The 25,612-nt window shown below is 44.6% G+C and carries 25 protein-coding genes and 1 pseudogene; 17 read left to right on the plus strand and 9 right to left on the minus strand.

Annotated features, from left to right (window positions below; all coding sequences use genetic code 11):
• Together IQR33_RS13800 and IQR33_RS13805 are read right to left on the minus strand one after the other, a co-directional pair.
• The coding region (locus IQR33_RS13800; RefSeq protein WP_265575788.1) for a DNA topoisomerase at nt 1–717 on the minus strand (717 nt) is incomplete at its 3' end.
• 103 nt (nt 718–820) lie between these two features.
• Entirely contained in the window at nt 821–1,369 is a 549-nt protein-coding gene (locus tag IQR33_RS13805) for an NAD(P)H nitroreductase (RefSeq protein ID WP_005380711.1), read from the minus strand.
• 173 nt (nt 1,370–1,542) lie between these two features.
• Between IQR33_RS13805 and IQR33_RS13810 the strand changes: the two genes are divergently transcribed.
• Nucleotides 1,543–2,859, plus strand: a complete 1,317-nt coding sequence (locus IQR33_RS13810; RefSeq protein WP_053306673.1) for an MFS transporter — start codon at nt 1,543–1,545, stop codon at nt 2,857–2,859.
• Nucleotides 2,860–2,918: 59 nt separating this feature from the next.
• On the opposite strand, the gene IQR33_RS13815 is transcribed toward IQR33_RS13810, so the two are convergent.
• Nucleotides 2,919–4,931: an NADPH-dependent 2,4-dienoyl-CoA reductase gene (locus IQR33_RS13815; RefSeq protein ID WP_053306674.1), complete on the minus strand. Its 2,013-nt coding sequence runs from the start codon at nt 4,929–4,931 to the stop codon at nt 2,919–2,921.
• Between the two features lie 224 nt (nt 4,932–5,155).
• Between IQR33_RS13815 and sppA the strand changes: the two genes are divergently transcribed.
• Both sppA and ansA read left to right on the plus strand, forming a co-directional pair.
• Nucleotides 5,156–7,006 (plus strand): signal peptide peptidase SppA, encoded by a 1,851-nt coding sequence (sppA, locus tag IQR33_RS13820; protein ID WP_064368684.1) that lies wholly within the window; start codon nt 5,156–5,158, stop codon nt 7,004–7,006.
• A 164-nt stretch (nt 7,007–7,170) separates the two neighbouring features.
• Nucleotides 7,171–8,184, plus strand: coding sequence for an asparaginase (gene ansA / locus IQR33_RS13825; protein WP_017635822.1), 1,014 nt, complete (start codon nt 7,171–7,173; stop codon nt 8,182–8,184).
• Nucleotides 8,185–8,279: 95 nt separating this feature from the next.
• Here ansA and IQR33_RS13830 read toward each other — a convergent pair whose 3' ends face one another.
• Entirely contained in the window at nt 8,280–8,564 is a 285-nt protein-coding gene (locus tag IQR33_RS13830) for a YeaC family protein (RefSeq protein ID WP_005380700.1), read from the minus strand.
• A gap of 101 nt (nt 8,565–8,665) precedes the next feature.
• On the opposite strand from IQR33_RS13830, the gene IQR33_RS13835 reads away from it, so the two are divergent.
• Nucleotides 8,666–9,487, plus strand: a complete 822-nt coding sequence (locus tag IQR33_RS13835; protein WP_017821139.1) for a DUF2989 domain-containing protein — start codon at nt 8,666–8,668, stop codon at nt 9,485–9,487.
• 117 nt (nt 9,488–9,604) lie between these two features.
• Here IQR33_RS13835 and msrB read toward each other — a convergent pair whose 3' ends face one another.
• Nucleotides 9,605–10,012, minus strand: a complete 408-nt coding sequence (msrB, locus tag IQR33_RS13840; protein ID WP_005380698.1) for a peptide-methionine (R)-S-oxide reductase MsrB — start codon at nt 10,010–10,012, stop codon at nt 9,605–9,607.
• 337 nt (nt 10,013–10,349) lie between these two features.
• Between msrB and gap the strand changes: the two genes are divergently transcribed.
• From gap to IQR33_RS13890, 10 genes are all read left to right on the plus strand, one after another.
• Nucleotides 10,350–11,345 (plus strand): type I glyceraldehyde-3-phosphate dehydrogenase, encoded by a 996-nt coding sequence (gene gap / locus IQR33_RS13845; RefSeq protein ID WP_005380697.1) that lies wholly within the window; start codon nt 10,350–10,352, stop codon nt 11,343–11,345.
• Nucleotides 11,346–11,500: 155 nt separating this feature from the next.
• Nucleotides 11,501–12,385 (plus strand): D-hexose-6-phosphate mutarotase, encoded by an 885-nt coding sequence (locus IQR33_RS13850; protein ID WP_005384929.1) that lies wholly within the window; start codon nt 11,501–11,503, stop codon nt 12,383–12,385.
• 197 nt (nt 12,386–12,582) lie between these two features.
• The gene (locus IQR33_RS13855; protein ID WP_193837629.1) at nt 12,583–14,619 is read left to right on the plus strand and encodes a methyl-accepting chemotaxis protein; all 2,037 of its coding nucleotides are present in this window, start codon (nt 12,583–12,585) and stop codon (nt 14,617–14,619) included.
• 96 nt (nt 14,620–14,715) lie between these two features.
• Entirely contained in the window at nt 14,716–15,543 is an 828-nt protein-coding gene (rlmA, locus tag IQR33_RS13860) for a 23S rRNA (guanine(745)-N(1))-methyltransferase (RefSeq protein WP_005380691.1), read from the plus strand.
• A 97-nt stretch (nt 15,544–15,640) separates the two neighbouring features.
• Complete coding sequence (locus IQR33_RS13865) at nt 15,641–16,588, plus strand: ChaN family lipoprotein (protein ID WP_193837630.1); 948 nt, start codon at nt 15,641–15,643, stop codon at nt 16,586–16,588.
• A gap of 251 nt (nt 16,589–16,839) precedes the next feature.
• Entirely contained in the window at nt 16,840–17,199 is a 360-nt protein-coding gene (locus tag IQR33_RS13870) for a hypothetical protein (protein ID WP_053349598.1), read from the plus strand.
• Nucleotides 17,200–17,597: 398 nt separating this feature from the next.
• Entirely contained in the window at nt 17,598–19,175 is a 1,578-nt protein-coding gene (locus IQR33_RS13875) for an alkaline phosphatase (RefSeq protein WP_025767190.1), read from the plus strand.
• A gap of 136 nt (nt 19,176–19,311) precedes the next feature.
• Complete coding sequence (locus IQR33_RS13880; protein ID WP_005384938.1) at nt 19,312–19,611, plus strand: ribbon-helix-helix domain-containing protein; 300 nt, start codon at nt 19,312–19,314, stop codon at nt 19,609–19,611.
• Nucleotides 19,612–19,751: 140 nt separating this feature from the next.
• A complete protein-coding gene (locus IQR33_RS13885) occupies nt 19,752–20,147 on the plus strand; it encodes a VOC family protein (protein WP_193837631.1) in 396 nt (131 codons plus the stop codon).
• A gap of 17 nt (nt 20,148–20,164) precedes the next feature.
• Complete coding sequence (locus tag IQR33_RS13890; protein WP_005384942.1) at nt 20,165–20,449, plus strand: putative quinol monooxygenase; 285 nt, start codon at nt 20,165–20,167, stop codon at nt 20,447–20,449.
• Nucleotides 20,450–20,518: 69 nt separating this feature from the next.
• On the opposite strand, the gene IQR33_RS13895 is transcribed toward IQR33_RS13890, so the two are convergent.
• Both IQR33_RS13895 and IQR33_RS13900 read right to left on the minus strand, forming a co-directional pair.
• Nucleotides 20,519–22,198 carry a mechanosensitive ion channel family protein gene (locus tag IQR33_RS13895; protein ID WP_005380681.1) on the minus strand — a complete coding sequence of 560 codons (1,680 nt, stop codon included), beginning with the start codon at nt 22,196–22,198 and terminating at the stop codon, nt 20,519–20,521.
• 191 nt (nt 22,199–22,389) lie between these two features.
• Entirely contained in the window at nt 22,390–22,830 is a 441-nt protein-coding gene (locus IQR33_RS13900) for a YcgN family cysteine cluster protein (protein ID WP_005384948.1), read from the minus strand.
• A gap of 188 nt (nt 22,831–23,018) precedes the next feature.
• Here IQR33_RS13900 and IQR33_RS13905 point away from each other — a divergent pair, with 188 nt between their 5' ends.
• From IQR33_RS13905 to aqpZ, 3 genes and pseudogenes are all read left to right on the plus strand, one after another.
• Nucleotides 23,019–23,267, plus strand: coding sequence for a GlsB/YeaQ/YmgE family stress response membrane protein (locus IQR33_RS13905; protein ID WP_005380625.1), 249 nt, complete (start codon nt 23,019–23,021; stop codon nt 23,265–23,267).
• Nucleotides 23,268–23,404: 137 nt separating this feature from the next.
• Nucleotides 23,405–23,653: a YkgJ family cysteine cluster protein gene (locus IQR33_RS13910; RefSeq protein ID WP_065767476.1), complete on the plus strand. Its 249-nt coding sequence runs from the start codon at nt 23,405–23,407 to the stop codon at nt 23,651–23,653.
• 231 nt (nt 23,654–23,884) lie between these two features.
• Nucleotides 23,885–24,582 (plus strand): annotated as a pseudogene (aqpZ, locus tag IQR33_RS13915) (aquaporin Z).
• 51 nt (nt 24,583–24,633) lie between these two features.
• Here aqpZ and recR read toward each other — a convergent pair.
• Both recR and IQR33_RS13925 read right to left on the minus strand, forming a co-directional pair.
• Nucleotides 24,634–25,233 (minus strand): recombination mediator RecR, encoded by a 600-nt coding sequence (gene recR / locus IQR33_RS13920; protein ID WP_005380619.1) that lies wholly within the window; start codon nt 25,231–25,233, stop codon nt 24,634–24,636.
• Nucleotides 25,234–25,263: 30 nt separating this feature from the next.
• The gene (locus IQR33_RS13925; protein WP_005380618.1) at nt 25,264–25,593 is read right to left on the minus strand and encodes a YbaB/EbfC family nucleoid-associated protein; all 330 of its coding nucleotides are present in this window, start codon (nt 25,591–25,593) and stop codon (nt 25,264–25,266) included.
• Nucleotides 25,594–25,612 lie beyond the last annotated feature (19 nt).

Raw genomic sequence — 25,612 nt, forward strand, 5'->3', positions numbered from 1 at the left:
ATCAAAAGTACCATTGGCATCTTGATATGGGATCAGAGCATGTAGGGTAAAATAGTCCTTCGGGACAAAGTTTTCGATTTCTTCATCACGACGCACCACTAAGCCAAGAACTGGCGTTTGCACTCGCCCTACCGAGAGAACACCTTGATACCCTGCTTTTTGACCAAGCAAGGTATAAGCACGAGACATGTTCATACCATACAGCCAATCAGCCCGAGAGCGGGCCAATGCAGAAACTGAAAGTGGGATAAACTCGCGATTACTGCGCATAGAACTGAGTGCGCGTTTAACCGCAGGTAAGTTCAAGTCGGAAATCAGCAAACGCTGTGTGGATTCCTTCTTGGTTTTAGATAACTTGCAATAGTCCAGAACTTCATCAACTAACAGCTGACCCTCTCGATCTGGGTCTCCTGCATGAATGACTTCGTTAGCTTCTTTGAGCAATTTACGAATCACTGTTAATTGCTTACTTGCGCTTTTCCTCGGTCTGAGCTGCCATTGCTGCGGAACAATTGGTAAATCTGCCATATTCCACTTTTTATAACGCTCATCGTAAGCGTCAGGTTCGACTTGTTCGAGCAAATGGCCGATACACCAAGTAACGATATCCCCGTTCCCACAGCGGATGAATCCTTGATCTTTCTTTTGAGGGTTTGGCAGTGCAGCGGCAATCGCACGGCCTAAGCTTGGTTTTTCAGCAATAAACAGACGAGACATAACGTTTTGGAAATAAATATAATTAGGGCCACATTAACGAATGTAGCCCTAATAAATCAAGAAAAACTGTATAAATAAACAGTCAGTTTATTTAAGTTTTCAGTTATAGAAATTCAACAAACTGAGAAAGGTCACGCTCAGGAACTTTCATCGGTGTACAACCAGGCGTGCCTAAGTACAAGAAACCAACAATCTCATCGTCACCTTCTAAACCAAATGCTTGATGAACTTCTGGATGGAACATCCACTTACCTGAGCGCCAAAACCCTTGAAAGCCTTGCGCTACGGCTGCCATTTGCATCGCTTGTACAGCGCATCCCGCAGATAAGTGTTGCTCTAGTGCTGGTACTTTCTCATGTTCTGTTACTTTAGCAATCACCGTGATCACCATTGGTGCGCGAAATGGGGCATTCTTTACCTTTTCGACCACCGCTTCATCACTATTTTCAGCTTCTGCCGCTTTTACCAAGATATCTGACAGTTTTTTCAAACCATCGCCCTGTGCGATAACGAAACGCCAAGGGGTTAATCCCGCATGGTCAGGCGCACGAAGGCCAGCACGAATGATGTTCTCAAGAGCTTTACCTTCTGGTGCAGGCGCGGATAACTTCGCGATAGATCGGCGATTGAGCAAAAGATCGAGAGCGTCCATGAAAGAATCCTTATTGAATATCGTTGTTATTTTGTTTACGCCACTTTAGCACAATCTGCTCCTGCGAATAACAACCGGTTTTCTGTGGGCTTGATAACGTGCTTCACTTAACATCAATCTGGGTTTAATGTTAATTTATTCGCGAAATGAATAAGTTGAACATAGGCAGGTTGATGAACAAGGACAAACAAAACAGCATTTACGAAAAGATCGTTAATGACGAAGATGCCCGTGCCTGTAAGGCGATTCCTGAATCAGCTTGTCATCAAGTTCCCGGCAACTTTCTTAAAATCATTCTCGCTCAGTTTTTAACGAAAGTCGGCGATGCGTTAATCAATCCTAAAGTCACGTTGCCGTGGATACTACAAAGTCTCGGGGCTCCGGTTTACTTAATTGGTTGGCTGGTTCCTATTCGTGAGTCAGGATCCCTTATCCCACAACTTAGCATCGCGCACTACATCCGACGCATTCCAGTAAGAAAATGGGTCTGGGTAATTGGCAGTATCTTGCAGGCTCTTTCCATATTTGCAATCGGATTGGTCGCATTAACTCTAACAGGAGCAGCTGCGGGTTATGGTGTGATTGCATGCCTTGTGATCTTCAGCCTCTCACGCGGTTTAAATTCCGTCGCATCAAAAGATGTATTGGGCAAAACCATCCCTAAAAACCAACGAGGTCAAGTCAACGGCTGGTCTTCAAGCGCTGCTGGCCTGGTTACGCTGCTTTTCGCGAGCCTTCTGGCACTAGCCTGGTTATGGGACGTAGAGCCGACAGAGCGCTTTTACGGTCTGAGTTTAGGCTTAGCGGGCGTCATATGGCTCATCGCGGCATTCGTCTATGCGCGAATTAATGAGTATGCCGGTGAGGTAGACGGTGGTCGAAATGGCGTCCTCGAAGCATTTAAACAACTCGCGTTACTTAAGACAGACGTGACCTTTCGTCGATTCGTTATCACGCGGACACTATTTTTATGTTCTGCGCTGAGTGCACCGTACTACGTTGTGCTGGCACAGCAATCTCTGGGTGGACAGCTCTGGGTGCTAGCTCTCTTTATGTTTGCGAGTGGCTTAGCCTCCTTTGTGTCAGGTCCTTTCTGGGGAAGAATGTCCGATCGCTCCAGCCGCAGTGTGATGGTCATAGGCGCAATGATGAGCGCGCTACTTGGTGTTGTGTTATTTATTTACGATACATGGGTCACCGCTAGCCAAAGCTTCCTATTCGTGATTCCTCTGCTTTACTTTTGTGTTTGTATTGCCCACGACGGAATACGAGTCGGACGAAAAACCTATTTAGTTGATATCGCAGAAGGTGACAAACGGACGAGCTATGTAGCCGTGAGTAACACAGTGGTTGGGATAATGCTGCTTCTAATGAGCTCTCTTGGTGTTATGTCGAACTTCTTGAGCCTTTCAGCTGTGGTGTTAGTGTTCTCTTTTATTACTTTTGCTGGCGTGGTAATGGCCAAACAACTGCCAGATATCAGTGACTAGTTCTATACAAAAAAGCTGCGCTCAAAGCGCAGCTTTTATGGTAAACACACATTAAAAGGCTAGAGTTTTACCGCCAATTTAACACCTTGACGAATCGCACGCACAGCATCAAGTTCACCCGCATGGTCAGCTCCGCCAATGATATGAATCTTCTCTCCGAGTTCAGACCATTTATCTTCAAATGGACGAACAGACTCTTGCCCCGCACAAATGACGACTTTGTCCGCGTTCAATAATTGTTCTTTTCCATCTACATGAATGTGCAAACCTTGATCATCAATTTTATCGTAAGACACACCACCGACTAAATGTACGCCCCGTTTTTCAAGGGTACGTTTATGGATCCAACCTGTCGTTTTACCCGGACCTTTACCTACACGACCTTTACGACGCTGAAGTACCCAGACTTCTTTATCGCTAACCGCATCAGGGTAAGGGTATAAACCACCCGGCTGAGACATCTCCTTGTCGATTCCCCATTCATGCAACCAGTCATCCAACGTTTGTCCAACTGGCTCTGTGAGCATGGTCGCGACATCTACGCCAATGCCACCAGCACCAACGATAGCCACTTTCTCACCGACTGGCGTTTTGTCTCGAATGAGAGTTTGATAGTCGACGACTTTCTCTGGGTTATCAATTCCATCAATATTGACTTTACGTGGCTCAACACCCGATGCCATCACTATCTCATCGTACTCTGTGAGTAAGTCATAGTTCGCTTCCGTCGATAAGTGCAGATTCACGCCTGTTTCATCAATACGGTTAGCGAAATATCGTATCGTCTCTCGAAACTCTTCCTTACCAGGGATCTGCATCGCAAGACGGAACTGACCACCGATGCGGTCGTTCTTTTCGAACAAATCAACCTTATGGCCACGTTCAGCCAGTGTGGTCGCACAAGCCAAGCCCGCAGGTCCAGCACCAACAACTGCAATGTTTTTCTTTTTAAAGGCTGGTTCAACAACAATTTCGGTTTCATAGCACGCTAGAGGGTTCACTAAGCAACTGGCGCGCTTACCTTTAAACACGTTATCTAGACACGCCTGATTACAACCAATACACGTATTAATAAGCTGCGCTTTTTCCTGTTCGGCTTTAGCAACAAAGTAAGGATCGGCCAAGAATGGGCGCGCCATCGAAACCATGTCGGCATGACCTGAAGATAAAATACGTTCTGCTTCATCTGGCGTATTTATACGGTTGCAAGTGATAATAGGAACCGAAACGTGAGGTTTAACTTTTTCCGTAACCCATGTAAACGCACCGCGTGGTACTTGAGTCGCAATTGTCGGAATTCGAGCCTCATGCCAACCGATACCCGTATTAATAATCGTGACGCCAGCCTCTTCAAGTGCTTTCGCCAATTCGATAACGTCTTCAAAAGTGCTGCCCTGCTCGACAAGATCCAGCATAGAAAGACGGAAGATGATGATGAACTTGTCACCTACCGTCTTGCGTACCGCTTTAACAATTTCTAGCGGAAAACGCATACGTTTTTTATAGCTGCCACCCCATTCGTCGTAACGCATATTAGTACGTTTACATAAGAATTGGTTTATCAAGTAACCTTCCGAGCCCATTAACTCGACGCCATCATAACCAGCAAGCTGTGCTAACTCCGCACTATTAGCAAACGCGTCGATGGTTTTCTTTATCTGGCGGTCGCTCATTTCACTCGGAGCAAACTTTGCAATTGGCGCTTTAATGCCAGATGCACTTTGCGAGAATGGATGCATTGCATAACGCCCAGCATGGAGAATTTGCAACGCAATTTTACCACCGTGCTTGTGCACCGCTTCTGTCACAACTTTATGGGCTTTAGCATGTTTTGGCTTGCTGAATTCAGCACTCAACGGGTGTAAACGACCGCGTAAGTTAGGAGAAAAACCTCCGGTTACAATCAGTCCGACACCGCCTTTCGCGCGTTCTTCATAAAAAGCCGCGAGCTTCTGTAATCCTTCTTTGTGCTCTTCTAAGCCAGTGTGCATTGATCCCATCAGAACTCGGTTTCGTAATTGTGTGAAACCGAGGTCCAGTGGCTTTAATAGGTTTGGGTACATGGCAGACATCACTTAACATCCATTGTTATTATCATGGTCTGACCAGATTAAGCCTGCTCAACCAAAAAATCAAACAAGCGTTTACATTTTTGTAACACCGATCAATCTCGTGTGAAAATATGCCAATTGTTGAGTGGTCGTGATAAGCTAAAAAAATGTTATCTTTTGAGATCTTAGAGATAAGAACCCATACTTTGTTAGACTCGGCGTAACTATCTCGTTATGGAGACAAGATGAAAAAACTCTTCAAATTTATTGGTTTGATATTTAAAGGGATATGGAAAAGTATCACTTTCATCAGACTCGCACTGGCAAACCTAATTTTCTTGCTGATGATTGCCGTTTTCTACTTTGCCTTTACTTATACCGGAGACGGTCAACCTGTCGTCGAAAAAGAATCTGCATTGGTGATGAACCTTTCAGGCCCAATTGTCGAACAAAGACGTTATGTAAACCCAATGGACTCTTTTGCTGGTTCCCTTTTGGGTAATGAGTTACCGAAAGAAAACGTCCTTTTCGATATCGTTGATACTATTCGCTACGCGAAAGACGATCCTAAAGTGTCTGGATTAGTGCTAGCACTACGAGACATGCCAGAAACAAATCTCACGAAACTACGTTACATCGCGAAAGCGTTGAACGAATTTAAAGCGTCAGGCAAACCCGTTTACGCCGTAGGTGATTTCTACAACCAAAGCCAATATTACTTGGCAAGTTACTCTGACAAAGTTTATCTGGCACCTGATGGTGGTGTATTGATTAAAGGTTACAGCGCTTACTCAATGTACTACAAAACGTTACTTGAAAAGCTTGACGTTTCTACTCATGTTTTTCGCGTAGGTACTTATAAATCCGCTATCGAACCTTTTATTCGTGATGACATGTCCGATGCGGCGAAAGAGTCAGCAACACGTTGGGTTACTCAATTATGGAGTGCTTTTGTTGATGACGTAACAACAAACCGAAACATTGATGCGAAAGTGCTTAATCCAACCATGGATGAGCTGATTAACGAGATGAAGTCTGTAAATGGCGATATTGCTCAGCTCGCAGTCAAATTGGGGCTAGTGGATGAACTCGCGACACGCCAAGACATTCGCACTCTATTTGCAAAACAGTTTGGTAGCGACGGCAAAGACAGCTACAACGCGATTGGTTACTACGACTACCTTGCAACGATTCGTCCTGATTACACACTACCTCAACACGACATCGCCGTTGTTCTAGCCAGTGGCGCGATTATGGACGGTCAACAACCTCGCGGAACTGTTGGTGGTGACACGGTCGCAAGCTTGCTGCGTCAAGCACGCAATGATGAAAAAGTGAAAGCGGTCGTGTTACGAGTAGATAGTCCAGGAGGCAGTGCCTTTGCTTCTGAAGTGATTCGTAACGAAGTAGAAGCTCTGAAGCAAGCAGGTAAGCCGGTTGTTGTATCCATGTCGAGTTTGGCCGCTTCTGGTGGTTATTGGATTTCAATGAGCGCAGACAAAATCGTTGCTCAGCCAACAACCCTGACGGGCTCCATTGGTATATTTAGTGTCATCACCACGTTTGAAAAAGGCTTTAGCAAGTTAGGTATTAATACTGATGGCGTTGGCACATCGCCGTTCTCAGGTGACGGTATTACCACTGGCCTTTCTGAGGGCGCGTCTCAAGTGTTCCAGTTAGGTATCGAGCACGGTTACAAGCGCTTTATTTCTCTAGTTGGCGAGAATCGCGATATGTCTCTAGAGGAAGTTGACAAAGTTGCTCAAGGTCGAGTTTGGACTGGCCAAGATGCACTATCCTTTGGTCTTGTCGATCAAATGGGTGACTTTGATGATGCTGTAGAGCTAGCGGCGAAACTAGCGAACGTAACCGATTACGGCATTTACTGGGTAGAAGAGCCTCTTTCACCTACTGAACTATTTCTACAAGAGTTTATGAAACAGGTAAAAGTCTCTCTAGGTATTGATGCAACAAGCTTGCTACCAAAAAGTCTTCAACCCGTAGCTCAACAATTCGAACAAGACGCAAGCTTGCTCCAAAGCTTCAACGATCCTAAAGGTCAATACGCATTTTGTTTGAACTGCCAAGTGCAGTAGTTTTTCCATCAATATTACAAAGGGCACTTCTACTTGAAGTGCCCTTTTTATTAGGCTTTGCATCTCCTCAGATGACTTTCTGATGCTGTGCGTATAGCCTCGCATCTCAAGGTTATTTAGGTATATAATCCCCGCCTCTGTTCCCCTACACGAAAGAAAAAACGATGACTAGAAAACACATCTACATCGCTTACACCGGTGGTACCATCGGAATGCAAAAATCCGACCACGGCTATGTGCCTGTTGCTGGCTTTATGGAAAAGCAATTAGCAAGCATGCCCGAATTCCATCGTCCTGAAATGCCGGATTACACCATCCACGAATACGACCCTCTGATTGACTCATCAGATATGACACCTGCTGACTGGCAGCAGATTGCGAATGATATTCGTGACAACTATGACAAATACGATGGTTTCGTTATCCTACATGGTACTGACACCATGGCGTACACAGCGTCCGCATTGTCTTTCATGCTTGAAAACCTTGGTAAGCCAGTGATTGTAACGGGTTCACAAATCCCTCTCGCAGAGCTGCGTTCTGACGGCCAAGCAAACCTATTAAACGCGCTACATATTGCGGCAAACTACCCGATCAACGAAGTAACTTTGTTCTTCAATAATCAATTGATGCGTGGTAACCGCAGTACAAAATCTCATGCAGACGGTTTTAATGCCTTTACTTCACCAAACCTTCCTCCACTATTGGAAGCTGGGATCAATATTCAAGTTAGCAACAGCGTAACCGTTGGTGCACAACCAGAAGGTGAGTTTAAGGTTCACAACATCACGCCACAACCAATCGGTGTGATCACCATGTACCCTGGTATTTCACACGAAGTTATCCGCAACACGCTTCGTCAGCCCGTGAATGCGATGATTCTTCTGACTTTTGGTGTCGGTAATGCTCCTCAGAACCCTGAGCTGCTTGGTCACCTGAAAGAAGCCTCTGAGCGCGGCGTTATTGTCGTAAACCTAACTCAGTGTTTGGCAGGTAAAGTGAATATGGGCGGATATGCCACAGGTTGTGCTCTCGCAGACTCTGGTGTTATCAGTGGCTTTGACATGACGCCCGAAGCGGCGCTGGCAAAACTACACTACCTTCTAAGCCAAAACCTTTCTTACGAAGAAGTAAAAGAGAGAATGCAACAAGTACTGCGTGGTGAAATGAGCCTGTAAGTTCAAGCTTTCTACGATCTAAAAAGCCCAATACAATTTGGGCTTTTTTCTTTCAAAATCAAAATAATAAAATTTTGAGAAATAAGGCGTAAGGATTAATCAATGTTCGGATTGACACGAACAATATCGCTCTCTTCTCCGCTGAATTGTTTTTTAAGCTCTTGTTTTGATTTAAAACTGATTTCACCACCGGCTGCAACCGTCATATGCTGCGCATCAGTATTATGTTTTGATTGATACAACATCACAGCTTGCATACACGAATCTCGCTGCTCTTTAGAAAGTGTTGTACCCTCAGGCCATCTTCCCGTTTCTACTGCATAGACTAAGCGATCATAAACTTCTGGAGTCATCGCTTGTAATAGTTGTTCTGCGTCCATAGTGTACCTTCTTATTACATTCTATTTACAGAACATAACGGGTTAAGAAACTGAGTCAAGAATACGAAAATGAATTGGTGTAACGGATCACAAGCAAAGCCATGAAAAGAACAAACTGGTTACTTCTCAGCCTCGCATGTTTTGCGCTATCGGGCTGTTTTGAAGGTAACGTGACAACCGAAGAGTTGTGCCAAAAAACACCAGAGCTGCGTTGCGAGCAGCTCAATATGGATGACGGCCAATGTCGAATTCCAAGAACAAATTTGGTTTGGCATCGGTTTGAGCAATTGAAAAACCCATCAGAGGCCAACCAAATCATCGAATACGGTCTGGTCGCTGAGTATAGGAAATGCTTAGAACTCGCCTCCCAGATCACCCCTATTGATCAAAGTGCTCTCAAAAGACAACGCTTTAATGCATTGGTACACAGTATTGATGAGCTAGAGCGCATCGTAAACGAGTTAAAAGGCTCAGAAGACCCGGCTACTTTGTATTTCTTATGGTCTCAAACGGGAGATACTCAAGCTCGGCGCGCATTTTTACAAATGGAAGGGTCTCCCCAATTAAATAATGCTGAGATGCAATATGCATTAGCCACTTTTTATACCAACCGAGATACCAAGAAAACCCTGGAGCTTCTTAATAACGCGTTGTCTTTATCTGATGAAGACAACATCAATCCGGTCATTCTCAAGTCAATGGCAAGTATTCATCAGGGGCTTGGAGACAAAGAGCAAGCGTATCTATGGGCAATGGTCGCGAAGAGATTCGACGTACCGCTTGCTGATGAAAAGCAGCTCCAACGTATGTTCAATTTCAGTCATCCAGAGCGATATAAGCAGTTGGATGAATTAGCCGAATCGGTGGCGAAAGCCATAGAGAAAGGTATCTATTCCCCAGCAATGATACCCAGTGAGATATAAACGAAAAACTCCCGCAATGAGCGGGAGTTTTTATTTAAGTCGAGCGACACTCAGATCACTGTTGAGCATGAATCATCCTGAAAGGATAAAACAATCTCGAGCACAATTTTGTCGTTATTATTCTGATTTGTTGAAAATTAACGACACAGAATTAACACAAAAACGCTCTCCTGTGGTCTGTGGGCCATCTTCAAAAACGTGCCCTAGATGGCTATCACACGTTGCACAACGAATCTCTGTACGTACCATTCCGTGACTTAGATCTTCTAAATAACGCACCGCTTGATCGTTGATAGGCGCATCAAAACTTGGCCATCCGCAGCCAGAGTCATACTTGTTATCAGAGACAAAGAGAGGGGCATTACAACAAGTACAAGCATAAACACCAGTTTCCTTATTATGCAGTAGCTTACCGCTGAAAGGAGGCTCTGTACCTTGCTCTCGGCAAACACGGAACTCTTCATCAGACAGTTGCTCACGCCACTGTTCATCTGACTTCGTCACTTTTTTCCCGCTTTGTTCCACGACTTTCGGCTCCTTATTTACTGTTCTTGGTATTGACTTTTTTAGCAAAAAACTTGCTTCTCTTAACAGTTGTAGCACATACTTTCTCACCAGGACACCATGCGTAATTAATTTGATAAGAGCACTTATCTCACCAGTTATATTACGCCAACTGGGCTACAGAAGAATCAGTTAAAAGTTTAAAAAACGTACATTTGCAAAGAATTGTTAAAAAAAGCGTCGCTTTTTTTTGACTTTAAACAAGTTAAGTCCGATTATCACTTGCAGATGTTTACTGGATTCTGTAATTTTACTACCAGTTATCTTTAATCAGAAATTAAGTTGTGGAGCAACTATAATGACTATCAAAGTAGGTATTAACGGTTTTGGCCGTATCGGTCGTTTCGTATTCCGTGCAGCGCAAGAGCGCAACGACATCGAAGTAGTAGGTATTAACGACCTTATCGATGTAGATTACATGGCATACATGCTTAAGTATGACTCAACTCACGGCCGTTTCAACGGTACTGTTGAAGTTGAAGGCGGTAACCTAATCGTTAACGGTAAAACTGTACGTGTTACTGCAGAGCGCAACCCTGAAGACCTAAAATGGGACGAAATCGGTGTTGACGTTGTAGCTGAAGCAACTGGTCTTTTCCTAACTGACGAGACTGCACGTAAGCACATCACTGCTGGCGCGAAAAAAGTTGTACTAACTGGTCCTTCTAAAGACGCTACTCCAATGTTCGTTAACGGCGTAAACTTCGACACTTACGCTGGTCAAGACATCGTTTCTAACGCTTCTTGTACTACTAACTGTCTAGCGCCTATCGCTAAAGTTCTTAACGACAAGTTCGGTATCGAATCTGGTCTTATGACTACAGTTCACGCAACTACAGCAACTCAAAAAACTGTAGATGGTCCTTCTGCTAAAGACTGGCGCGGTGGTCGTGGTGCTTCTCAAAACATCATCCCATCTTCAACTGGTGCTGCTAAAGCTGTAGGCGTTGTACTTCCAGAAGTAAACGGCAAACTAACTGGTATGGCTTTCCGCGTACCAACTGCTAACGTTTCTGTAGTTGACCTAACTGTTAACCTAGTTAACGGTGCTTCTTACGAAGACATCTGTAAAGCGATGAAAGAAGCTTCTGAAGGCGAACTAAAAGGCGTTCTAGGCTACACTGAAGATGCAGTTGTATCTCAAGACTTCATCGGCGAAGTTTGCACTTCAGTATTCGATGCTAAAGCTGGTATCGCGCTAACTGACAAATTCGTTAAGGTTGTATCTTGGTACGACAACGAAATCGGTTACTCAAACAAAGTTCTAGACCTAATCGCTCACATCTCTAAGTAATTAGAAAGTTAGCAATTAGCGAATAACTTCGTTAAAGAAAAGGCGGCTCTAGGGTCGCCTTTTTTGTATCTGGAATTTGAGAGAATGCAGGCTCGATGTTGCATTTAATGTGAGAAGCGCGTCTAAAAGCTCTCCCCAGCGATAGGAAACTATACATGGATTTAAAAACTCTCCCAGCCCTAACGGTGCTATCTGATAACGTCACTATCGTTGAAGTTGATCAGATAAAAATCATCCGAGTGATTCATGACAAAGCAACGGCAGGCATCTCGCTACACGGTGGTCATGTCGTGTCGTTCACGCCTGAAGGTCAAGAAGATCTGATCTGGATGAGCGAAAAAGCTGTCTTCGATGGTAAAGCTGCTCTTCGCGGTGGTATTCCGATTTGTTGGCCTTGGTTTGGGCGTATTGCTGCTCCAGCTCACGGCTTTGCCCGCACCGCAGAATGGGAGTTGGTTGAACATCGTGAGAACCATAACGGTGTGATTGTTGAACTTGCTCTGTTCCCGACAGAAGAAATCCACGATATTTGGCCCCATATGTTTGACGCTCGTTTGGTGATTGAAGTGGGCGATGAGCTAAAAGTGACGCTCAAAGTCATGAACATCGATGACGAGGCTTGGACCTTCTCTGGCGCATTACATACTTACCTAAACGTTGGAGACATTAAGCAAGCACAAACGACAGGCATGGGTGCCGAGTACATTGATAGCTTGAAAGCTGATGCGGTATGCCAAGGTGGTAATGTTCTACAACTAACTGACACCATTGATCGCGTTTACACGCAACCAGAAGCGAAAATTTTGGTAAAAGACCCGGTATTGGATCGTACGCTAAGCGTACACAACCAAGGCCACAACTCAGCAGTATTATGGAACCCTTGGGCAGAAGGTGCGCAAAGCATGGGTGACATGGCTGACGATGGTTATCAAACCATGTTGTGTGTGGAGTCTGCTGTTCATGCACCAAGTATTGAGCAAGGTCAAACGCTCCAACCAGGTGAGACACATGAACTTGTCACTGTCATTTCAGCGCAGTAAGAATCACCATATAAAGGCCGGGGATACCCGGCTTTTTTGTAATAAAAGCTCTGCTTAGATGGTCCTATCTTTACTAACTTATTGGTTACTGGTCACTTTTGACGGTTTCATTAATAAATATCAAAAAAATTGATCATATAAACCGATAGCATACCGATACAAAACTCATAAATAATAAAAATATCAGGAATTAGTCTATGTTAGAGAGATACCGAAATCAAAGTGTCGGATTCCAGTTGAAACTGGTGATCACTTTGTGTCTATTCATTGCTTTCAGCAGTATTGCAGCGCTTGTTTACCGCAACGCTTCCGATGTTCTATTGGAAAGCACACTGAAAGAACACCAATCTAAAGTAGAATCAATGGCAAAAACCATTGCTGGCCAATTCGATGCTTACCTGCACACCGCTAAAGTCCTCGAATCTACTTTTCGCAATGGCTACCTTGCCGGTGTCTATGTCGAAAATTACACGGTTGACTTCATGGGACATGAAGTACCAAACATCACTCAATACAGTGAAAGCTTAATTAATGACACCAAGTTGGTCGACAGTTTCACACGTGATACCGGCGCTATAGCAACGCTATTCGCACCATTGGGTGACGACTTTATTCGGGTGTCCACCTCCCTAAAAGATCCACAAGGTCAGCGAGCGGTCGGAACCACGCTAGGCATCAACCATCCTGGTTATCAGCAACTTAAAGCAGGACAACCGTATTACGCTCAAATTAAATTGTATGGCGAGCGCTACATTACCTACTATGCCCCAATCAAAGATGCGACAGGAAAGGTAGCAGGCCTATCGTTTATTGGCTTACCAGTAGACCAAGCGACACAAACCTTATTCGATGCACTCGAAGAGATAAAATGGGGCGACACTGGTTACACCATTATCGTTGATAACGACGAAAACAATCTTGGTAAATACCTACTTCATCCAGCAAAAAGCGGCTCAGATTCGTCAATACTAGAAGTCGCCGACTACAATGGTCACAAGCCTTTTGGCCAGATTTTCGAACAATCTAGTGGATTAATTCGCTACCCTTTCGAGTACCAAGGTAACGTAGGCGAAAAGTATCTTGTCTACACAGAGGTTCCAGGTTGGAACTGGAAACTGCTAGGCGGTACATTTATCAAAGAAGTTACAAAAGGTAGCGACACGCTTCTCACACTCATTGCCATCATTTCTTCGGTAGCGGCAATCATTACTTTTGTTGTACTGACACTTTTCTTGAATCACAGCTTACAACCTCTCACGACTCTAAACTCATACATGACTCGCTTAGCCGGCGGCGAAGTCAGCTTGAGCGTCCCAGCGTCTCGTAAAGCATCAAAGAATGAAATTACGAACCTGAGCTCGGGTGTCGCCAGTATGGCAAGTCAGCTCAATGAACTTGTCGGTAAGATCCGTTCAACAAGCGACTTAGTGGAGAGCAACTCCACCAGCGTTGCCAACGATGCACATAGCAATTTGACCCAAGCCGACCGACAACAACAAGAAGTCGAGCAAGTTGTGACAGCGATTGAAGAAATGGCCTCTTCCGCTCAATCTGTCGCACAACAAGTCGAAAGCATTGCGGAAAACGTACGCTCAGCAAATACCGATAGCCAGTCTGGTCTCGCGATTGTTGAAGGCGTATGTATCGACGTTGCTCAACTTAACGATCAATTGGATCAATCAGCAACGGCTATCGAGCAAGTAAATCGCGATAGCGAGAGTATTCAAACCGTCACTAAAATGATTGATGAAATTGCTGAGCAAACCAATTTACTTGCCTTGAATGCCGCCATTGAAGCAGCACGAGCAGGTGAACAAGGTCGTGGCTTCGCAGTTGTAGCAGATGAAGTGCGCACACTTGCGCACCGAACCCAAAGCTCAGTTCAGGATGTCGTGGAAATTATCGAGAAACTAAAAGGGTCGACTCATAATGCAGTTAATATGATGACAGACAGCCAACGCAGTGCAAACCAGGTCTTGGACAAAGCACAAGACGCGGGCACAGCATTAGAAGCCATCGCAGTACAAGTGCAGTCGATAGCCTCTCAAGCCGACGCCATTGCAGCGACTTCAGAAGAACAAGCTCAAGTTTCACAAGAAATTGCAGCAAATGCCCATTCTATCAGTGAACTTAACCGAGAAAGCCGCAACACGAGCGCAAAAACCTCGCAAAGTGCCATTGAACTTCAACAACAAGCACGAAACTTGAAAGAGCAAGTCGACTTCTTCCACTAATACTTAATAAGAGCCGACCCAGTCGGCTCTTTTTGTTTCACTTGATACCACGCTTTTTGATAGAATTTGCCGCCCTACTTTCTGTTCGAGATCGTCATGAACTATCAATGCCCTCTATGCCACCAAGCCCTAGCGTTAAATGAAAAAACGTTTAAGTGCGAAAACAATCATCAGTTTGACTTAGCAAAAGAAGGCTACGTTAACTTGATGCCAGCGCACCACAAACGTTCTAAAGATCCTGGTGACAACAAAGAGATGATGCAAGCTCGTCGTCGATTCCTCGAAGGAGATTACTACAACCCAATGCGCCAAGAAGTGGCGCAGCTGTGTGCAACATACACTGAGGGGAGCACCCATCAATTATTAGATATTGGTTGTGGTGAAGGTTACTACACAGATCAAGTACAAAAGACGATAGAAACACAAGCGAACCATGCCACGATTTATGGCTTAGACATTTCCAAAGTTGCCATTCGTTACGCGGCGAAGCGTTACACGCACTGCAACTTTAGTGTGGCTTCTAGTCACCGACTTCCCTTCGCAAATGAATCCTTAGATGCCATTTTGCGCATTTATGCCCCGTGTAAAGCTGAGGAGCTGCAGCGCGTTGTAAAAAACGACGGCGTTGTTGTCACGGTTACTCCTGCTAGCCGCCACTTATACCAACTGCGTGAGCGCATTTATCAAGAAGTTCGTCTTCACAATGAAGAACCAGAACATATTGAAGGGTTTGAATTAGAGCACCAGCAGCATCTTAACTATGTTATGGACTTGAAAAACGGAGCCGCAATCGATTTATTGCAAATGACGCCATTCGCATGGAAAGCAACCGATGCTCTTCGTGAAGAGTTGAAATCCGCTACACTTTTCCAATGTGAGGCTGATTTTATGTTGCGTGTATATCGCAAAAAAACACTCAATTAATAAGTCAAAAAAACAACAAACGCAAATAGTTATCATTTATATTGATTCATTGCTCAGCCTCCATTAATATCATCCGGACATTTTTGGAGGCTTTTCAATGCGCTTTTCTACTTTGAGCTTGCTCTTTGCAGGCTTACTTACTGGTTGCTCTTCATATACGCACACCAACTCTCACGCAACCTCAGCGGAAGTCACTAGTTTGTACGACTACCAACTATACACCCCTTCTGGCGAGCACATCGCTCTAAGCAAACTGCCAATTGAGCTGCAACAAGCAGATGTCATTCTTATTGGTGAATGGCACACACACGCCGGCGTTCATCGCTTTCAAACCGATATGCTCAAACAACTTACGTCCTACGACCGCTCACTCGCGTTATCTATGGAACAATTTACCCGCGACAAACAACCTGTTGTTGACGCTTACCTACGTGGGGAGATCGGCGAACAGTACTTAATGAAACAAGCCAACGCTTGGCCCAATTATGAAAGCGACTATCGCCCTCTCGTGGAGTTTGCTAAGCAGAAAAATCTCCCGATCATTGCAGCAAATGCACCAAAGAGCATTGTCCGATGCATTGGTCGACAAGGGCTAGATTACATTAACAAGCTCGATGATGATCAGCGGATGTTCATTGCACAAGCCATCAACACTGGTAGTAGTCCGTACAAAGAAAAGTTCATGGCATCCATGCATCACGGTAAGCCAGAGCAGACGGAAAAACAGTTTGCAGCTCAAGTTACTTGGGATGAAACTATGGCGGAATCTATCGTTAGCTATCTAGACGACAACCCAGGCGCTCAGATTGTCCATGTTGCGGGCAAGTTTCACACCGAGCAAGGGTTGGGTACGGCAGCATCAATCTTAAGCCGCAACCCGAGCTTAAAAGTGGTTGTAATTAGCCCAACAGATAACGTGCTTTCTGATAATACAGACTATCAGTTAGAGGTTCTCGCACCACCAGTACGGTATGTACAAGATGCTCACCGCATGGCGGCATATCAACATCTAACTAAACGCAATAACGATCTTCAATGTAAGTAGCTGGTCTTCAATTTAAGTTACTACCTTGCCGTTGCGTTGCATCATCACACCGCTCCGAGTTCATCGAGTGACAAGGGTCTGCTTCCTGCTGGTCTATTTTTTGCTAATGATCACCAATAGAAACTAGAAGCGGCAAAAGCAGACCTGTTTTTATCCAAATAGCTTCAGAAATAAACTTTGCCGCCGATAAAAATATAACTGCTTTTTACCCGCACTCAGTGACCGAGTGTCGATGTTCCAAGGAGTATTCGATGAATCCAGTAGGAAGCACTTCTGTTAATAGCTATGCCAAACAACCTGTCGCCTCTAAACAAGCAAGTATTGCACAAGAAGAAACTAGTGCTTCGCCGCTGAAAGTCGAACACAATAAGGTGACGCTTTCGACCGAAGGCAAAGCGCTACTTGCCGCTCTGCAACAAATCGAGCACGACAGCAAAAAAATAGAAGCAGAAGATAAATCTGTTGGTGAAAAGGTCGAATCTTTCACACATGGTGCGCTTGGCATGGATCACCCCGATAAAATCGAGAAAGAAGAGGATGGCTCATATTCTGCGGGTCAATACCTTTCTGCGGCACTTACCGTTGGTGGCATCATACTGGCATTAGTCTGATAACCAGTCTGATAATCGTCACGACAACAAATCCTATTTGAACCAAACACTTACTGCAGCCCATAATTTAATAAGCCAAAGAACGATATGATGCAAACGTAAGTGAATTCGACCGCTCTTGTGGCCCGATAATACATGCTCGTTTATTGCTCCCTAAACTAGGTGTCTTGTGAAGGCACTGAATGGATAACTTTAGTCCATGCTTTCAACTCCTAAGCGTAATCCAAGCCCACGTTTGTGGGCTTTCTTCTTTCCAAACTAACGAACGTTAGAGAGCGACTCATTTTTTCTGCAAAACCAAACAAAAACGACAATTTGGTTAAACTTTTATTACCGACACAAAACCTTCATAAATCATTGCTTTAATGCCTGCGCTTTCAATAAACAAGGAAAATATAATGAAGCGCTTAGTATCTCCAATCGTTACGGCAGTGGCTGCATCTACCCTCTCTTTCAACGCACTCTCAGCTGAAATCAAAAACGTCATTTTGATGATCGGCGACGGCATGGGTCCTCAACAAGTTGGTTTACTCGAGACCTACGCAAAACACGCACCTAACTCGGTTTACAAAGGCGAAAGCACAGCGTTATACAAACTCGCTCAAGAAGGTGTGATTGGATCATCACTGACCAATCCAGAAGACGCAATTGTCGTCGACTCTGCGTGCTCAGCTACGATGCTAGCGACAGGAATCCCTACCGCTTCTGAAGTCATTGGCATTGATAGCCAAGGCAACCATGTCGAAACTATTTTGGAAAAAGCCAAAAGTAAAGGTAAAGCAACTGGGCTCGTCTCTGATACGCGTATGACCCACGCAACGCCAGCAGCATTTGCCGCTCATCAACCACATCGCTCCCTAGAAAACAGTATTGCGGCGGATATGCTCGAAACAGGCGTAGACGTGATGATGTCTGGTGGACTTCGTCATTGGATTCCAAAGTCGACAAACGACAAGGGAGAGACATACGAGCAGCTTGAAAAGCTCACTGAAGGAAATGTCTACCTAAAATCGAAACGCAAAGACGAACGCAACTTGCTTACTGAGGCGCAAGACCAAGGTTACAACCTGGCTTTCAGCCGCGATATGCTCACACAAGCTAAAGGTGACAAATTACTTGGACTTTTTGCTTACTCGGGCATGAACGATGGTATTGCCTACAGTCAAAGCAAAAACGATCCAAAACGCACGCAGCCATCGCTGAAAGAAATGACCACCAAAGCAATCGACATTCTTTCAAAAGACAAAGACGGTTTTTTCTTGATGGTTGAAGGCGGCCAAATTGACTGGGCTGGCCACAGTAACGATGCAGGTACGATGCTGCATGAAATGCTTAAATTCGATGAAGCGGTAAACTCAGTTTATGAGTGGGCAAAAGGCCGTGATGACACCCTGATCATTGTTACTGCAGACCACGAAACCGGCTCTTTTGGCTTTAGCTACTCATCAGCAAACTTGCCTAAACCACAAAAACGCGACGGCGAAGCATTCAAAAATCAGGATTACGCGCCAAACTTCAACTTTGGTCAGTTCGAGATCCTCGATGGCTTATACAACCAAAAGAAAAGTTACTACGGCATGATCAGTGAATTCCAAGCGCTTGATAAGAAAGAGCAAACTCCAGAGAAGTTTGCGGAAGTCGTGAACGCAAATAGCGATTTTTCGATTACGCCTGAGCAAGCAGAACGCGTATTAGCAAGTAAACCAAATCCATACCGACTCGCTGGACACAAATACTTAAGCGAAGAGAACGTTCCGACAATCAATGACTTTGATGCTTTCTTTCCTTACAACGACCGTGGCAACTTGCTAGCGCGTGAGCATGCAACAAAGCAAAACACAGTATGGGGGACGGGTACTCATACGCATACTCCTGTCAACGTATTTGCTTGGGGACCTGCAGAAACTATCCTTCCGGTATCAAAAATCATGCACCACTCGCAACTAGGCGAGTACTTGAAGCAACAAATTAAATAATCAACTTGCACTTACTTCACAACTCGTGATGTTTCAACGCTCTCGCAAGGGAGCGTTTTTTTATGCATGAAAACAGTTGACGTTTTAAATCGTACACCACAATAATTATGGGTCTTTAACTATATGAATAAAGAAAATGTGCGAAATCTTTGCTAAGCAACCCCAAGACAACTATCAGTTCATCACCCGCTCTATCCGTATTGATGGTCACGCGACCAGTGTAAAACTTGAAGCGAGCTTTTGGACAATTCTTGAGGAAATCGCTAGTGCTCAAAACATGACGGTCCCTAAATTCATAAGCACTGTTTATCAAGAAGCACTCGAATACAATGGTGAAGTGAACAACTTTGCCTCCTTACTTCGATGCGCTTGCCTCACGTACGCTCGCCAACCTCAAGAGACCACTCGTCAAGCACTTGCGCAACTTAACAGTTAATAGCAACCAACCGAGCAATAACCATCCTAGGCTATGCATCCGTATTATAAACCCTTGAGCATCTTCTAATTTGTCGTACTAGAGTACTACCCAGACTCCTTTTGAAATCGCTAACCTGTGCGGACTATCAAGGAGTACCTATGACAAAAATGATTCACACCATGATCCGAGTAAGTGATCTGGACCGCTCTCTACAATTTTACTGTGACGTACTTGAACTAGAAGTCGCTGATCAATACATCTTTGATGGCTTTTCTCTAACCTATCTAGCCAACCAAGAAACTGGCTTTGAATTGGAACTGACGCACAATCACGACCAAAATGAGCCCTACACTCACGGCTCAGGTTACGGCCACCTTGCCGTCAGCGTGGAGGACATTGAACAAGCCCACAAACGCATTAAATCTCTCGGCATTGAAACTGGTGACATCAAAGCCTTTGACCATCAACAAAAGCATTTAGCAACGTTCTTTTTTGTAACCGACCCTGATGGTTACAAAATTGAGTTCCTGCAACGCCAAGGGCGTTACCTATAACAAAAAGAGTAAACATTATGATTCACTTGACGGCTACCTTTCATGCACAACCGGGAAAAGAACAAGAGTTGAAAGAGGTACTTACCCGAGCGCTTGAACCTACTCGCAATGAAGAAGGTTGCGTTCGTTATCAATTGTTCCAAGATAAAGACAATACATGCCACTTCGTTTTTCAGGAGCAATTTAAAAACCAACAAGCATTTGAGCTTCATGGTAAAACAGAACACTTTGCTCTTTTGATTAGCCAGATCGACAACTTGTTAGAATGCGAGCCTAAACTGGTGTTCTTTAACGAACTGTAACTATAGCGCTAACCGAAGATCAAAAAAGGCACTCTATCTAGAGTGCCTTTCACTAGTTGGGACCTGTGATTAAGCGTCTTGCTTCTCCACCATATGCAAATGCACATCTTGTTGTGGGAAAGGAATCGAAATACCTTCTCGGTCGAAGCGTAGTTTCACCTCTTTTGTCACATCCCAGTATACATCCCAGTAATCATCCGTTTTTACCCAAGGACGCACAATAAAATCTACAGAAGACGTATTTAATGTATGAACTTTGATCATTGGCTCTGGAGTGCGAAGTACCGAAGGGTGAGAGGTAATGATATCAGACAATACTGACTCCGCTTTTAAGAGGTCATCCGCATAGCCAATGCCAAACACCATATCCACGCGGCGAATGCGTTCATGCGTGACGTTCTTAATAACATCTCCCCAGATTTTGCTGTTAGGCACAATAATAATTTGGTTATCAAACGTACGGATTGTGGTGTTCACCAAACTCATATGGCTTACCTTGCCATCCACACCGCCAGCATACACAAAATCACCAACATCAAATGGGCGATAAATAAGCAGCATCATACCCGCCGCGAAGTTGGATAACGTGTCTTGCAACGCGAAACCAATAATCACACCAGCAATACCGAAACCGGTTAGGATTGGCGCTAGGTTCAAACCAAGCTGAGATAAGCCCACCATGATACCGATCACCCACACGAATTTGCCGGACATCGAGATAAAGAAGTCCTGCATCAAGTGGGAAAGTTTTAAGTTTTTCGATGCAACTGCTTTACGGACGACTTTGCGAGTTAACTTAGCCAGTCCGCGAGCGATCAATAAAATCAGCGCAAAAACAAACAACTGGAAGATATGCTGCGGTGCATTCTCGGCAAACCAATCCAGTGCCGAGTTGGACCAGTGACTCAGTATTGACCACACAACTTTGGTATTCAGTAAATCATGGGTGATATTACCCGTCACTTCAAAAATTTGGCGTTTGTATTCAGACGTTTCTAAACCGACTTTATCACCAATTGAAATCAGGTTGCGTAAGCTTTCTGTCGCAATATTTAGCCTTTGTTTAGTAATGAGCTGGCTAAGTTGCAACGACGCTTTTTCCGACTCTGGGCTAGACGAAAGTTGGGAGCCAATGATCTCACTTTGCTGACTCAAGTACTCAATTGAAGCAGACAGTAAGCGCATACGTTTATCAATTTTATCTTTTAGTTCCGCTTCTGCGCGCTCGTTTTGGGCCCCTAGCTCCTTCAACCAAGCGAGATTTTGCCAGCTCGAATCGAAGCTAACATCAAGATAACGCTGTAGCTCTCGATAATCATTAACAAGAGCAAGCTTCTCTTCATCCTTAGCCTTATTTAAATCCTCGACGACTTTCTTTATTTTTTCCGATAGATAGTTCGTCGCATCCTCAGAGTATTGTTCTTGTTTTTTAACTAGCAAGATCAGCTTGTCGCGAGAGATAGTTTCACGTTCAATCGCTGACGCTAACTGGCTTCTTAATTCTTCATTCTTTTGGAATAGTTGCAGTTGAAGGGCATCACGCTCGTCGCCACTCGCTTGCGAGAGGCTTTGGGATAAATCCACAATCTCTCGGTTCAAGTTGTCAATCGAGATTTCGGCAGCAGAAGGCTCTTGGATATCGTCAGTGGCAGTCGCATGAACAGCCATTGGGGAGAACATAATGACGGCAAGTGCGAATAATGTCACCCAAGATGTCAGGCGCAGTTTCTGGGGGAAATGAAACGTCATGTTTACCTCATAGGAAACAATCCTGATCAAAACAATCAGGAATAGAAGTGTAAAGCGTTGAAATCATACTCCTAAGTTTACAACACTAAATAATAAACTGAGCAGCATTTCGTTAGCGAGACGTCAAAGTTGGGAGCCCCAATAGCAAACAAGCCTTTCATTTAATCAATGAAAGGCTTGTTTGTATTCGACTAAGGACGGTTGGGATGATTTAAAATATGGTCTTCCCAATCCACCACATCAATCTCGTAAACGACTTTGTTACGGACACTTTCCCCTGCCGCATGCATTGCGGACTTAGAGCCTGTAATCAGCGGATGCCATTCTGGTAAAGGCTGCTTTTCAGCCAACAGACGGTAAGCGCACGTGTGTGGCAGCCAAGTAAAATCGTCGATGTCTTCTCGGGTCAGCTTGGTGCACTCTTCACCCGAAGTGAAACGGTTTGGGTAATCCTTACATGAACACGTTTTACTGTTCAGCCAGCTACAAGCCACATTGGTATAGTAGATTTCATCGGTATCTTCATCCATAAGCTTATGCAAACAACATTTGCCACAACCATCACAGAGAGATTCCCATTCCTCTTCTGTCATCTGCTCTAACGATTTACTTTGCCAAAATGGAGTGCTCATACTTCAGGTCTCACCAAGGGAATTTAGGGGGCGATTTATACTCTTCTCAACGCAAAAGTTCAAGTTTTGAGAAGATCTTGCATCCTTCCCACATAACGGTGGAGATATTCAACTACTTTCGTTTTACTGTTCTATCCTTAAACAAGTTTCCATTACTCAATTGATCAAGAAGGCATTAAGGAGTTTTCATGGGTATTATTTCTTGGATTATTTTGGGCTTAATCGCCGGCGCACTTGCTAAATGGCTCATGCCAGGAAAAGATGGGGGCGGTTGGATTGCAACAATGTTACTTGGTATTGCAGGGGCATTTGTAGGTGGCTTCCTTGGCGGCATTCTCGGTTTCGGCGGAGCAACTGGCGTCAACATTGGTAGTATCATTACCGCAACACTAGGCGCATTTATTCTGTTGTTTGTTTATAACCGTTTCTTAAAATAATCACGATGATTTAAAAGCAAAAAACCAAAAAGGGAGCGTAATGTTAAGCGCGCCCTTTTATTTTTTTCTTTCTTCACTCTTCCAATCCACGTCAAAATGACCATAATTGCCCCCTTAATTTTTAAGAGGTTTACATTATGGATTGTCGATTAGGATGTGGAGCGTGCTGTATTGCGCCAAGTATCTCTTCACCAATACCTGGAATGCCCAAGGGCAAACCTGCAGGTGTTCGTTGTGTGCAACTCAACGACGACAATTTGTGCAAGCTATTTGGTAAGCCTGAACGCCCTAAAGTCTGTCACGATTTTAAACCGTGTCCGATTGTATGCGGCAAGACCAATCAAGAAGCACTCGACAACATCACTGAATTAGAACAATTGACGTAATGCGACTCTAGACCACACGTTTAAAGTTAGTACCTCGGTTGTTTCTCTCCGAGGCAGTAATCAAAGCAAACTCAAGATTTAGCACTCCCCCCCCCTCAGCCTTTTATCTCACCCTTGAGAACTCTTGCCACATAGCGTTCCATTTGCGGTTTTTGCGCGATCTCCCTCACAATTTATTGACAATTCTCGACTATGTTCAGCGGGTCATTTAATTAAAGATCAGGAAAGAACATGAATAAGTATTTGGCTGAGGCTTTTGGCACGTTCTGGCTAGTGTTAGGCGGCTGTGGTAGCGCGGTGTTGACTGCGAGTTTCCCTGAAGTGGGTATTGGTCTGTTGGGCGTTTCTTTGGCATTCGGTTTAACCGTTCTGACGATGGCATTTGCTATCGGTCATATTTCAGGTTGTCACTTGAACCCTGCAGTGACAGTTGGCCTTGGACTGGCGGTCGTTTTGAGACAAAAGACGTTGCTCCCTACATCATCTCACAGGTGATCGGCGGGCTTATCGCAGGTGGCGTGCTTTACGTTATTGCATCTGGACAAGCAGGATTCGATGTTGTGGGTTCTGGCTTTGCCGCCAATGGTTATGGTGAACACTCTCCAGGCCAATACTCGATGATCGCTGCACTTGTGACTGAAGTTGTCATGACGATGATGTTCCTGATTGTCATTATGGGTGCAACAGACAAACGTGCGCCACAAGGCTTTGCACCTATCGCAATTGGCCTGTGTTTGACTCTCATTCACCTGATCAGCATTCCTGTCACCAATACGTCAGTAAACCCTGCTCGTAGCACGGCAGTCGCAGTATATGTGGATGAATGGGCGGTTTCTCAGCTATGGCTGTTCTGGATTGCTCCTATTGTGGGTGGCGTGCTTGGTGCGGTTATCTACAAAAATCTTCTTGGTAAAGAATCGAACGATTAATCGTTCCTAACTCCCAAAATCAAAAAAGCCGCTGAATTCAGCGGCTTTTTATTAAATTCTGTGTCGACCTAATAGCGAATGTGACAACGTCGTGCCATCAACAAGCTCTAGCTCCCCACCGACAGGCACACCATGCGCGATGCGGCTGGCATCAACTTGGTGCTCTTTACATAGCTCTGCGATGTAGTGGGCAGTGGCTTCACCTTCAACTGTTGGGTTTGTCGCCAAAATCACTTCGGTAATATCACCGCGACGTAAGCGGTAATCAAGGACATCCAATCCAATATCACTTGGACCAATACCATCTAATGGCGACAAATGCCCCATAAGAACAAAATACCGACCAGAATATTGGCCTGTTGCTTCAACGGCTGCGATGTCTGCCGGGCTTTCTACCACACAAATTTGACCATTTTCTTGGCGTTTTGGGTTGGTACAAATGTGACAGACTTCTTCTTCGGTGAAGGTTCGACACTCAGTACAATGACCTATTTCTGTCATTGCCTGACTAAGCGCATCTGCAAGCTGCAAACCGCCTTTTCTATCGCGCTGTAACAAATGAAAGGCCATACGCTGCGCTGACTTGGGGCCAACCCCAGGTAGACAACGTAAGGCCTCCATCAATTGCTCCAGCATATGACTGGTACGCATTAAAAGTCCGCTTAATTAAATATCAGCAGATTAGAATGGCATTTTCATACCTGGTGGTAGTTGCATACCGCCAGTTACAGAAGCCATTTTCTCTTTTTGAGTTTCTTCAACACGACGGGCTGCATCGTTGAACGCCGCAGCGATCAGATCTTCAAGCATTTCTTTGTCGTCTTCCATCAAACTTTCATCAATGTCAACACGACGTACGCTGTGACTACCAGTGATAGTAACTTTAACTAGGCCAGCACCAGACTCGCCAGTTACTTCCATATTCGCGATTTCTTCTTGAAGCTTTTGCATGCGATCTTGCATTTGCTGGGCTTGCTTCATTAGGTTGCCCATACCGCCTTTACCAAACATGTTTATCTCTCTGGTTTAA

Source organism: Vibrio sp. OPT46, assembly GCF_015163535.1.
GTDB lineage: Bacteria > Pseudomonadota > Gammaproteobacteria > Enterobacterales > Vibrionaceae > Vibrio > Vibrio alginolyticus.